9 protein-coding genes and 1 tRNA gene are annotated in these 11,014 nt (G+C 63.8%); 3 read left to right on the top strand and 7 right to left on the bottom strand.

Translation table 11 applies throughout. The features are described from left to right. Positions 1-5 precede the first annotated feature (5 nt). The 7 genes from gabT to ACNFG0_RS20490 all read right to left on the bottom strand — a co-directional run bounded on the left by gabT (position 6) and on the right by ACNFG0_RS20490 (position 7,376). Positions 6-1,283 carry a 4-aminobutyrate--2-oxoglutarate transaminase gene (gabT, locus tag ACNFG0_RS20460; protein WP_196146810.1) on the bottom strand — a complete coding sequence of 426 codons (1,278 nt, stop codon included), beginning with the start codon at positions 1,281-1,283 and terminating at the stop codon, positions 6-8. Positions 1,284-1,464: 181 nt separating this feature from the next. Next, positions 1,465-2,907, bottom strand: a complete 1,443-nt coding sequence (gene gabD / locus ACNFG0_RS20465; RefSeq protein WP_196146811.1) for an NADP-dependent succinate-semialdehyde dehydrogenase — start codon at positions 2,905-2,907, stop codon at positions 1,465-1,467. Between the two features lie 323 nt (positions 2,908-3,230). After that, entirely contained in the window at positions 3,231-3,506 is a 276-nt protein-coding gene (locus ACNFG0_RS20470) for a gamma-butyrobetaine hydroxylase-like domain-containing protein (protein ID WP_416766176.1), read from the bottom strand. Beyond that, complete coding sequence (locus ACNFG0_RS20475) at positions 3,506-4,468, bottom strand: HEAT repeat domain-containing protein (RefSeq protein WP_416766177.1); 963 nt, start codon at positions 4,466-4,468, stop codon at positions 3,506-3,508. The genes ACNFG0_RS20470 and ACNFG0_RS20475 overlap by 1 nt, the downstream gene beginning before the upstream one ends. 28 nt (positions 4,469-4,496) lie before the next feature. Next, positions 4,497-4,742: a 4Fe-4S dicluster domain-containing protein gene (locus tag ACNFG0_RS20480; protein WP_043208219.1), complete on the bottom strand. Its 246-nt coding sequence runs from the start codon at positions 4,740-4,742 to the stop codon at positions 4,497-4,499. 163 nt (positions 4,743-4,905) lie between these two features. Next, positions 4,906-6,630, bottom strand: a complete 1,725-nt coding sequence (locus tag ACNFG0_RS20485) for a fumarate reductase/succinate dehydrogenase flavoprotein subunit (RefSeq protein WP_196146814.1) — start codon at positions 6,628-6,630, stop codon at positions 4,906-4,908. Next, positions 6,627-7,376 (bottom strand): GntR family transcriptional regulator, encoded by a 750-nt coding sequence (locus ACNFG0_RS20490; RefSeq protein WP_196146815.1) that lies wholly within the window; start codon positions 7,374-7,376, stop codon positions 6,627-6,629. The genes ACNFG0_RS20485 and ACNFG0_RS20490 overlap by 4 nt, the downstream gene beginning before the upstream one ends. A 236-nt stretch (positions 7,377-7,612) precedes the next feature. Between ACNFG0_RS20490 and ACNFG0_RS20495 the strand changes: the two genes are divergently transcribed. The 3 genes from ACNFG0_RS20495 (at position 7,613) to ACNFG0_RS20505 (ending at position 10,879) form a co-directional block, all read left to right on the top strand. After that, positions 7,613-7,689 (top strand) — tRNA-Arg (locus tag ACNFG0_RS20495). Between the two features lie 668 nt (positions 7,690-8,357). Continuing rightward, positions 8,358-10,091 carry a dipeptidase gene (locus tag ACNFG0_RS20500; RefSeq protein WP_416766178.1) on the top strand — a complete coding sequence of 578 codons (1,734 nt, stop codon included), beginning with the start codon at positions 8,358-8,360 and terminating at the stop codon, positions 10,089-10,091. 350 nt (positions 10,092-10,441) lie between these two features. After that, positions 10,442-10,879, top strand: coding sequence for a CBS domain-containing protein (locus ACNFG0_RS20505; protein ID WP_196146817.1), 438 nt, complete (start codon positions 10,442-10,444; stop codon positions 10,877-10,879). The last annotated feature ends 135 nt before the right edge of the window (positions 10,880-11,014 follow it).

The following is an 11,014-nucleotide window of genomic DNA, read 5'->3' on the forward strand; positions in this document are numbered from 1 at the left end:
CACATTCAGGCCAGCTCGGCGAAGCACTCTTCGATGATCGCCAGGCCCTTGTCCAGCAGCGCATCTTCCGCAGTCAGCGGAACCAGGATACGCAGGACGTTGCCGTAGGTGCCGCAAGACAGCAGGATCAGGCCCTTGTCACGCGCCTTGGCCACAACCTGGGCGACGGCGGCAGCGTTCGGGGTGTGGGTGCCTTTCTCGAAGACTTCCACGGCGATCATCGAGCCCAGGCCACGGACATCACCGATGATCGGGTGCTTTTCCTGGATCTTGCGCAGGCCGGTGGTCAGACGCTCACCCACGGCCTTGCTGCGGTCGAGCAGCTTCTCTTCCTCGAACACCTTGATGACAGCCAGGGCCGCGGCGCAGGCGATCGGGGAACCGGCGTAAGTGCCGCCCAGGCCGCCCGGGGCGATGGCGTCCATGTACTCGGCCTTGCCGCACACACCGGCCAGCGGGAAGCCGCCAGCGATGGACTTGGCGAAGGTGGTCAGGTCAGGCGCGACGCCCATCTGTTCCATGGCGAAGAAGGTACCGGTACGGCCAGCGCCGGTCTGGACTTCGTCGGCGATCAGCAGGATGCCGTGCTGGTCGCACAGGGCGCGCAGGCGCTGCATCAGCTCTTTCGGCGCCGGCAGGAAGCCGCCTTCGCCTTGTACCGGCTCGAGGATGATCGCGGCGATGTCGCGCGGCTCGGCGTCGTTCTTGAAGATGCGCTCGACCGAGGCGATGGCGTCGTCGACGCTGATGCCGTGCAGCTCGCTCGGGAACAGAGCGCGGAAGATGCCGCCCGGCATCAGGCCCATGCCAGCGGAATACGGCACGACTTTACCGGTCAGGCCCAGGGTCATCATGGTACGGCCGTGGTAGCCGCCGGTGAAGGCGATCACGCCGGCGCGGCCGGTGGCGGCACGGGCGATCTTCACGGCGTTCTCAACGGCTTCGGAACCGGTGGAGACCAGCAGGGTCTTCTTGGCGAAGTCGCCTGGGACCATCGAGTTGATCTTCTCGCACAGCTCGACGTAGGGCTCGTAGGCCAGCACCTGGAAGCAGGTGTGGCTGACCTTGGTCAGCTGCTCTTGCACAGCCGCGACCACTTTCGGGTGCAGGTGGCCGGTGTTCAGTACTGCGATGCCGCCGGCGAAGTCGATCAGTTCGCGGCCTTCAACGTCGATCACGGTCGAGTTCTTCGCGGTATCGACGAAGATCGGGTGGATCTGGCCAACGCCACGTGGGACGGCGTTGACACGGCGTTGCATCAAGGATTCGTTGGTCTTGCTCATAATGCCCTCATTCGCGCCGACTCAAGATGGCGCTGTTATTCGGGGGTGGTTCGGTGCACCCACGCACAGTATTCGTTGATCGACTGTCGTGGATGCCCTGGCCACCAGGTACTGCGGTGTCAAAAAGGCCAGCGAGACGTCGCTCTCGCGCCCCGCTGGCAGAGGGAAAATCAGTACGTGATCAGACGCTGATGCACAGGTACTTGATCTCGAGGTAGTCCTCGATGCCGTACTTGGAACCTTCGCGGCCCAGGCCCGAGGCCTTGATGCCACCGAACGGCGCCACTTCGTTGGAGATCAGGCCGGTATTGATGCCGACCATGCCGTACTCCAGGGCCTCGGCGACACGGAACACACGGCTCATGTCACGGGCGTAGAAGTACGAAGCCAGGCCGAACTCAGTGTCGTTGGACATGGCGATGACTTCGGCCTCGTCCTTGAAGCGGAACAGCGGGGCCAGCGGGCCGAAGGTTTCTTCCTTGGCCACGGCAGCGCTCTTCGGTACGTCGACCAGGATGGTCGGCTCGAAGAAGTTGCCTTCGATCAGCTTGCCGCCGGACAGCACCTTGGCGCCCTTGGAGACTGCGTCTTCGATGTGCTCCTGGACCTTGGCCACGGCCTTGCCATCGATCAGCGGGCCCGTGGTGGTGCCTTCTTCCAGGCCGTTACCGATCTTGAGCTTGGCCACGGCAGCCTTGAGCTTCTCGGCGAACGCGTCGTAGACGCCGTCCTGCACATAGATACGGTTGGCGCAGACGCAGGTCTGGCCGTTGTTGCGGTACTTGGAGATGATCGCGCCCTCGACCGCCTTGTCCAGGTCGGCGTCGTCGAACACGATGAACGGGGCGTTGCCGCCCAGCTCCAGGGAAACCTTCTTGATGTCCTTGGCGCATTCTTCCATCAGCTGGCGACCGATTTCGGTCGAGCCGGTGAAGGACAGCTTGCGAACCAGGGAGTTGCCAGTCAGCTCGCCGCCGACTTCGCCAGCGCTGCCGGTGACCACGCTCAGCACGCCAGCCGGGATGCCGGCACGGTTGGCCAGCTCGACCAGGGCCAGGGCGGAGTACGGGGTCTGGGAGGCAGGCTTGAGGACCATGGTGCAGCCGGCAGCCAGGGCCGGGCCGGCTTTACGGGTGATCATCGCGGCCGGGAAGTTCCACGGGGTGATGGCCGCGGTAACACCGATTGGCTGCTTGATGACGATCAGGCGCTTGTCCGGCTGGTGGCCCGGGATGACATCGCCGTAGACACGCTTGGCTTCTTCGGCGAACCACTCGATGAACGAGGCGGCGTAGGCGATCTCGCCCTTGGCTTCGGCCAGCGGCTTGCCCTGCTCGGTGGTCATCAGGCGGGCCAGGTCGTCCTGGTGCTCGATCATCAGCTCGAACCAGCGACGCAGCTTGCCGGCACGCTCCTTGGCGGTCAGCGCACGCCAGGCCGGCAGCGCCTTGTCGGCGGCCTCGATGGCGCGGCGGGTTTCGGCGGCGCCCATCTTCGGCACGGAACCGATGACTTCACCAGTGGCCGGGTTGGTCACCTTGATGGTCTGACCGTTGTCCGCGTCCAGCCATTCACCGTTGATGAAGGCTTGCTGGCGGAACAACTGAGCGTCTTTGAGCTGCATGTCGGATTCCCTTGAAAGCACCGTGCACGGACGGGGCTAATTATTGATTGTTGAAAGGCGCCCCAGGGGCGCCATCAGGAATTCTTGCACCAGGGGTGTTCAACGCCTGGGCATCGAGCGTTTGAAATCTCAAACGGAATGCTAAGCGGCTGCTGGGGTGTTGGACAATAGGCTGTTCGAAAAAAAGAACGAACGGTTGAACACCGGTGGCCGCTCCTTGCCACTGAACCCTGTGGGAGCCGGCTTGCCGGCGATGAGGCCAGTAAAGGTTAGCCCAGTGTCTTGAAGGAAGAACGGCTTTGGGACCGACGGCCTGCGCAGCCTCACCCGAGGCTGTGCAGATAGGCCCAAGGGTAGATGCCCCGGTCATGCCCGTCGCTGAAGACCAGCTGCACCCCATACCCCTGCAACTCGACACGCACTACGCGCACATCCTCGCGTACCAGGGCGATCCCACCCCGCAACGCCGCCGCCCGGCATTGCGAACAAGGGCAGGCGCCGCGCAGCCGCGCATGGCTGACCACCTGCAAGGTTTCGCCCCACTGAAACGTCAGCTCGCCTTGCCCACGCAGGTTGCGCACGGCGCTCGGCGCGTCCATCACACCGCGCCTTGCAACTGAGCCAGGGCAATGCGCACGGCCTTGCGCACTTCCGGGTCACCATCGGCTTCGGCGGCCTGCAGCACAGGCAACGCCCGGGCCTGGCCCAGCTCGCCCAGGGCCAGGGCGACCTCCTTGCGCAGGTTCGCGATGCCGTGGTCTAGCAAATCGGCCAAGGGCTCCAGCGCTTCGCCGTGGCGCAGTCGCCCCAAGGCCCGGGCTGCGCGCAGGCGCACCTGCCAGTAAGCGTCCTCCAGCGCCTCGACCAAGGCCGGACCCGCCTCGCCCAGGCCGACCTTGCCCAGCGTGGTGGCCGCCTCCTCGCGTACCTGCCAGGCCTCGTCGCGCAATGCCGTGACCAGCGCCGGTAGCACACTGACATCGCGGGCCAGCCCCAGTGCACCGATCGCGGCGCGGCGCACCTCGATGTCCGCCTCCTCAGCGGCCAGCCGGGCCAGGGCCGGCAAGGCGGGCGCGTGTTTCAGCCAGCCGAGGATGCCCACGGCCTCACGGCGTACGGCAGCCTCCGGGTCATCGAGCGCTTTCAAGGCCGGGCACGCCGCCTCTTCCAGGCGCAACTCGCGCAGCGCCCGTAGCGCGCTGGCGCGCACGAAGCCGTCGGCATGGGTGACCCAAGGCAGGATGAGCAGGCCGGTCTCCACGGACTTGAGTTCGCTCAGGCTCTGGGCCGCGGCCTGGCGCACCGGCTCGGCAACGTCGGCCAAAGCCGCGCACAGCGCTTGAACCACCTCGGGTGTTTCCCAGGCTTCCAGCAAACGCGCAGCCTCGGCGCGCACCTCGGGGTCGCTGTCCACCAACAAGGCGTCGGTCAGCCAGGGCAGGCCGTCCGCGTCTTCCAAGTCGGCCAGTTCGATCAGGGCGATGCGCCGCACGCCTGCGTCGGCATCGGCCAGGCGGGGCAGCAGTTCGAGGATCTCGGGGTTGTCGGTTCGATCAGTCATGGGCGGCTCTTTCGCTCAAAGCTCAGGGTCAACGCAGCAGGTAGGGAATGTCCACCTTCACTGCGCCGGTCGGGCAATCCTTTTCGCACGGCATGCAGTACCAGCATTCGTCGAAGGCCATGTAGGCCTTCTGGGTAGCCGGGTTGATGGCCAGAAGGTCCATCGGGCAGACCTCGACGCAGACGGTGCAGCCTTTTTCGGCGATGCACTTGTCTTCGTCGATGGTGACCGGGGCATTGCTGCGAAAGAAGATTTCTTGGGGTTGGTAAGCCATTTCAGGGCTCCTTGACGCCTGTGGTTCACATGCTTGATTTTCGAAAGGCTGCCGGCCCGATCGCGGGACAAGCCCGCACCCACAGGTACGGTGGAGTCATCCAAACGGCGACCGGCCTGTGGGAGCGGGCTTGCCCCGCGATTGGGCCGCACAGCGGCCCCGTTCACGCAGCATCGGCCTTCACCCGCAGCCGGTCGTATGCGCTCTGCTCCTGGGCATCCAGGGCAATCAGGTACGGCTCGACCGGCTTCTTGAAACTGGTCATCCGCCCGTCCTCACCCTTCTTCAGATGGCAATGGCAGAACCACTCGCCATCGTTGCGCTCGGGGAAGTCGACCCGGTGGTGATACAGCCCCCAACGGCTCTCCTCGCGAAACAGCGAGGCCCGCGCCGCCATCTCGGCGCAATCACGGATCACGCTCACTTCCATGGCGCGCATCAGCTCGTGGGGGTTGCCGGCCTTCATCTGCGAAAGGTCCCGCTCGATCTCGGCGAAACGCGCCAGGCCGATCTCCATCTTCTTGGTCACCTTCGGCGGCTGCAGGTAATCGTTGACCATGCGCCGCAGCTTGTACTCGACCTGGGCCGGCGGCAGGCCGTGCTCACGCCGCAGTGGGGCGAACACCCGCTCGCGCTCGCGCTCCACCTGGGCCGCGTCCACGTCGGCCAGCGCGCGCCCGGCCACGTAGCGGGCGGCGTTGACCCCGGCGAACCAGCCATAGGTGAACGCACCCAGCATGTAGTTGTGCGGCACCGCGGCCATGTCACCGGCGGCGTACAGGCCTTGCACACTGGTCTCGGCCTTCTCGTTGACCCAGACGCCCGAGGCCGAATGCCCGGAACAGAAACCGATCTCGGAGATGTGCATCTCCACCATGTGCTGGCGATAGTCGGTACCGCGCCCGGCATGGAACTGGCCACGGCTGGGGCGTTCGTTGCTGTGCAGGATCTGCTCGATGTCCTGGATGGTTTCCTCGGCCAGGTGGTCGAGCTTGAGGAATACCGGGCCGTTGCCACCCTCCAGCTCCTGGTGGAACTCCCACATCATCTGCCCGCTCCAGTAGTCGCACTCGATGAAGCGCTCGCCCTTGCCGTTGGCCGTGTAGCCGCCCAGGGGGCCGGTGACATAGGCGCAGGCCGGGCCGTTGTAGTCCTTGATCAGCGGGTTGATCTGGAAGCATTCCAGGTTCGCCAGCTCCGCCCCGGCGTGATAGGCCATGGCATAGCCATCGCCAGCATTGGTCGGGTTCTCGTAGGTACCCATCAGATAGCCCGACGACGGCAGGCCCAGGCGCCCGGCCGCGCCGCAGGCGAGGATCACCGCCTTGGCGCGGATCACCTGGAATTCGCCGCTGCGGCAGTCGAAGCCCATCACCCCGGCCGCAGCGCCTTCGGCGTCCAGCAGCACACGGGTGCAGACCATGCGGTTGCTGATCTCGACCCGCGCACGCTTGAGCTGACGATAGAGCACTTTCTTGATGTCGTGGCCCTCGGGCATGGGTAGCACGTAGGCCCCCATGTGATGGACCTTCTTCACCGCGTAGTCGCCGGTTTCGTCCTTCTCGAACTTCACACCCCAGCGGTCCAGTTGTTCGAGGGTCTCGAAGCTGTGGGTGGCGTAGGCATGCACGGCGGCCTGGTTGACGATGCCGTCGTTGGCCACGGTGATTTCCTTGGTGTACTGCTCCGGCGTCGCATGGCCGGGGACGATCGCATTGTTCAGGCCATCCATGCCCATGCTGATGGCACCGCTGCGCTTGACGTTGGCTTTTTCCAGCAGTAGCACGCGCAGGGTCTTGTCCTGTTCCTTGGCCTTGATCGCCGCCATGGGCCCGGCAGTGCCGCCGCCGATGACGATGATGTCGTAGTCGCGGGTGTCGATGGTCATGCCTTGGCTCCTTTCTGGCGGTCGATACGCAGGCGGTACTGGAAGGCATCGCCGCGGTAGTACAGGTGTTCGAAGTCCAGCGGCGTGCCGTCGGCGGCGTGGGTGAGGCGCTCGATGCGCATGATCGGCGAGCCCTCCTCGACCTCCAGCGCCTGGGTCAGGTCGCGGTCGGCGAGCACCGCGTCGATGGCCAGGTCCGCATGGCCCAGTGGGATGCCGCACTCGTTCTCCAGCAACAGGAAGATGTCGCAGGTGGCCAGGTCGGCCTTTTCCAGCTTCTCGCCCACGGCCTGGGGCAACCAGGTCAGCTCCAGCGACACCGGCTCGCGGTTGATCAAGCGCACACGGCGGATCTCGGTGACCAGGCTGCCCTCCTCCACCTGCAGCCGCGCCGCCACCAGCGCGTTGGCCGGCACATGGCGAAAGCTTCGCAGTCGGTTGAGCACCTCGTAGCCCATCTGGGTCATGGATTCGGCCAACCCCTGCAAGTGGGTCACGTTCTGGAACGCCTTGGGCTTGGCCACGAAGGTGCCTTTACCGTGGATCTTGAAGATCAGCCCCTCCTTCTGCAGGTCGCCCAAGGCCTGGCGTACGGTGATACGGCTGACGTCGAACGCCTTGCCCAGCTCGCTTTCCGACGGCATACGGCTGTGGGGTGGGTAGGTGCCGTCCAGGATGCGCTCGCGCAGCACTTCCTTGAGCTGGGTATAAAGCGGTACCGGGGACAAGGGGAGCAATTCGGCCATGGTTCTCTTCGCTATAGGGATACTTGTTATAACAAGTTGTGACCAGAGCATAGCGAGCATAAGAGCGGTTCAGGAAATACCGATATCGAATAAGGTTATGGCGCCCTTATGACGAGGCAAGCCCGTTTCCCCGAGCGTTGCCTTGCCAAGGCATGCGCCACCGCCCTGTGGCAAAAAGAGCTACAGATCAAGGCGATGGACGCCACCTAAGGAGATGGGTATCATTGCGCCCCGTTGCACTCGTAGCTCAGCTGGATAGAGTACTGCCCTCCGAAGGCAGGGGTCGTGGGTTCGAATCCCGCCGAGTGCGCCATACCTGAAGCCCTGGGAGAATTCCCGGGGCTTTTTCGTTTGTGCTGAAGCCTTGCAAGATGCGTTTACATCTCCACCGATCAGCACAGCGTCAATCTCCTTGCAAAACGGGGCACAGCTCCATAACCTTGACCACAACACACCCGCCATGCCTCTGGCTGCTTCGGCAACCATGCACAAATTGAGCGGTTTTTTTTTGCCTGGCCAATTTCCCTATAAAGCGCTTCCTCAAGCCCGCTATCAGTGTTCCCGAGCAATTGGCATTGCTAATAAGGCGCGGGCTTGTTATTCAAAACGAAGCCACATTCCTCTGGCCCAAGCACCTCCAACATCCTGGTCCGCATGCCCGTGTATTCACCGTTCTGTGCATCCTCAACTTACTGATGCGCCACGTGAGCCCTCATACCAGCTGGGATCGTCGTCTTCATGATTTACTGGCCGAGTTTCCGGAAGTCCCATTACATGCCATGGGCTTTCCGAGTGATTGGCAAGAAGATCCGTTCTGGCAGATAGGGATTTAGAGCAGCCCTTCGAAGACTTCCCAGCTTTTTCGTTTGTGCGTCAGTGCCATTGTGCCTCTCCCCTGAGGCGGGTCATTGGTGTTAGCGTGGGTGCCTTCCCGTTCCTACGGGTACCTTTTCCATGCTCTGCGAAGGACTGCGCTGACCCATGACCCTGAAAAAATTCACCACCGCAACGCTATTGCTCGCAAGCCTTGGGCTGTTCGCCGGCCATGCCCAGGCCAACCTCACGCCACAGCAATCTGCCGCCATTCTCAAGGCCTACGATGGCAGCGACCCGGCTGGCTTCCGCCAGTTCCTGGGCAAACTGGCAGAGAGCGACCTGGCCAAGGCAGACAACCTGGCCGACACGGTAAAGGTCTACCTGGCCAACAAGCCGCTGTCGGCCGACCAGCAGAATGAAATCAACCGCCTGCTGGGCCTCTACACCCGCATCAAGTACGGTAAGGCCGCCACCGAGACCTTGCGTGAACTGGTGGCCATCCCGACCTTCCAGGTTGAGGGCGTGCCACAGCACGAGAACCCCGAGTTTTTGAAGATTGCCGACAAGATCAAGGCCTTGGCCGAGGGCTTCGGGCTGGCCTTCCGCAACGTCGACAACCGGGTCTATGAAATCTCCCTGGGCGACAACGACAAGGAAGTCGTCGGTATCCATGCCCATGCCGACGTTGTGCCGGTGAACCCGGACAACTGGAAGCTCGAGGACGGCACGCGCCTGGATCCGTTCAAGGTCACCCTGGTGGGCGACCGCATGTATGGCCGCGGCACCGAGGACGACAAGAACGGGATCGTCGTGGCGCTGTACGCCTTGAAAGTGGCCAAGGATGAAAAGCTGCCGCTGGCCCGCCAGTTCAAGCTACTGGTAGACACCACCGAGGAAACCACCGGCGAGGCGATCCCCTATTATTTCGCCCGCAACCCCAAGCCCAACTACAACCTGGCCCTGGACGGCGGCTACCCGGTGGTGATCGCCGAAAAAGGCTACGGCACCGTGATGGCCAGCTTCCGTCGACGCCCGGCCACCGGCAAGGGCGCCGAAGTCACCCAGCTGACAGGCGGGTTGGCCACCAACCAGATCCCCTCCACCTCGGTGGCGACCTTGCTCGGCGACAACCCGGCCGCACTGGCCGAGGGCCTGAAGAAAGCGGGCGATGACTACGTCAAGCGCAACGGTGGCGACTTCACCATCGACGCCAAGGTGGCCGGCAAGGAGGTGATCCTGACCGTCACCGGGGTCTCGGCCCACTCCTCGGAGCCGGAGTCGGGGGTCAACCCGGTGGCGCGCATGCTCGACTTCCTCAATGGCCTGGGTGATCGAGTACCGCTCAAGCACAACCACATCACCGACGCCGCCCGCTACGCAGCCGACAACTGGGGCCTGGACTACCTGGGCAAGAAGCTGGGCGTGGGCTTCGAGGATGCATTCATGGGCCCGCTGACCGCCTCGCTGACCTACGTCGGCCTTGACCAGAAGGCTTTGAAGCTCGCAGTCAACCTGCGCATTCCGAAAGGCAAGCCGATCGCCACGATCAAGGACGAGCTGGCCGACAAGCTGGGCACTTGGGCGCGTGGTAGCCATACCTCGGTGGCCTTCGAATACAGCCTCGACGAGCCGATGTACCGCAACCCGGAAGGCGAGTGGGTCAAGGCCCTGCTCGACGTGGCGACGCAGAATCTCGGTTTGCCCCACGAATTCGGCACCTCCGCCGGCGCCACGTCGGTGCATGACCTGCCCAACGGGGTGCAATTCGGCTTGGCCATGCCCAACGTGAAGTACACCGGGCACAACGACAACGAGTTCAAGACCGTGGAGCAGTTCATGCTCGATTTGCAGATCGTCAGCGAGATGGTCGCGCGGATCGGGCAGCTGCCTAAGCTGTAGCGGCCAAGCCTAAGTGGACTGTGGGAGCGACTGACTTGAATTGCTTGTCCGGCCAATCGCCGGCAAGCCGGCTCCCACAGGTACGGCGGTATCCGTGAAAACTGCGCGGGCCTGGTGGGAGCCAACTGTCTTGAATTGCTTGTCCGGCTAATCGCCGGCAAGCCGGCTCCCACAGGTACGGCGGTGTCTGCGAAGACAGCGCAGGCCTGGTGGGAGCGGGGGGCAGTGCCGTGTCTTGCATGACGTTTTTCAATCGCGTCGATGCCGTTTCCTGCATTGTCGTGCAGGTCGGCATACCGGATGCTTTAGTTAAATCGACCCAGCGATTTTTCCACCCTGCAGAGGCCCGTATGAAGAACGTCGAACAACTGCTCAAGACCAAGTCACAACATCAGACCGTCTACACCATCGGCCCTGACGACTCGGTGCTCGACGCCCTGAAACTGCTGGCGGAAAAGAACATCGGCGCGCTGCCGGTGCTGGAAGACAACCAGGTGGTGGGGATCGTCAGTGAGCGCGACTACGCACGCAAGCTGGTGCTCAAGGGCCGCTCTTCCGCCGCCACCCCCGTGCGCGAGATCATGAGCGCGCCGGTGGTCACGGTCGAGCCCAAGCAGAACCTCGAGTACTGCATGAACCTGATGACCAACCGCCACCTGCGCCACCTGCCGGTGGTCAGCAACGGCGAGCTGCTCGGCCTGCTGTCGATCGGTGACCTGGTCAAGGAAACCATTGCCGAACAGGCCAACCTGATCCTGCAACTGGAGCAGTACATCCGCGGGGAATAAGAAGTTGGGGCCGCTCCGCGCCCCTTTCGCGGGGCCAGGGCGCCCCGGACAACACCGGGGGGGGGGGCGCGGGGCCCGGCACGGCGGCCAGCCCAAAAAACCGCGCCCCGCCCCCCCGCGGCCCCCGGCTGGGCG

It is taken from the genome of Pseudomonas sp. NY15372, assembly GCF_048068215.1.
In the GTDB taxonomy this organism is placed as follows: Bacteria; Pseudomonadota; Gammaproteobacteria; order Pseudomonadales; family Pseudomonadaceae; genus Aquipseudomonas; species Aquipseudomonas guariconensis_A.

Bases quoted from the DNA above. Each gene is read 5' to 3' on its own strand.
- ACNFG0_RS20470 (WP_416766176.1), bottom strand. From the start codon at position 3,506: ATGGACGCGCCGAGCGCCGTGCGCAACCTGCGTGGGCAAGGCGAGCTG.
- gabT (WP_196146810.1), bottom strand. From the start codon at position 1,283: ATGAGCAAGACCAACGAATCCTTGATGCAACGCCGTGTCAACGCCGTC.
- ACNFG0_RS20500 (WP_416766178.1), top strand. From the start codon at position 8,358: ATGACCCTGAAAAAATTCACCACCGCAACGCTATTGCTCGCAAGCCTT.
- ACNFG0_RS20475 (WP_416766177.1), bottom strand. From the start codon at position 4,468: ATGACTGATCGAACCGACAACCCCGAGATCCTCGAACTGCTGCCCCGC.
- gabD (WP_196146811.1), bottom strand. From the start codon at position 2,907: ATGCAGCTCAAAGACGCTCAGTTGTTCCGCCAGCAAGCCTTCATCAAC.
- ACNFG0_RS20480 (WP_043208219.1), bottom strand. From the start codon at position 4,742: ATGGCTTACCAACCCCAAGAAATCTTCTTTCGCAGCAATGCCCCGGTC.
- ACNFG0_RS20485 (WP_196146814.1), bottom strand. From the start codon at position 6,630: ATGACCATCGACACCCGCGACTACGACATCATCGTCATCGGCGGCGGC.
- ACNFG0_RS20490 (WP_196146815.1), bottom strand. From the start codon at position 7,376: ATGGCCGAATTGCTCCCCTTGTCCCCGGTACCGCTTTATACCCAGCTC.
- ACNFG0_RS20505 (WP_196146817.1), top strand. From the start codon at position 10,442: ATGAAGAACGTCGAACAACTGCTCAAGACCAAGTCACAACATCAGACC.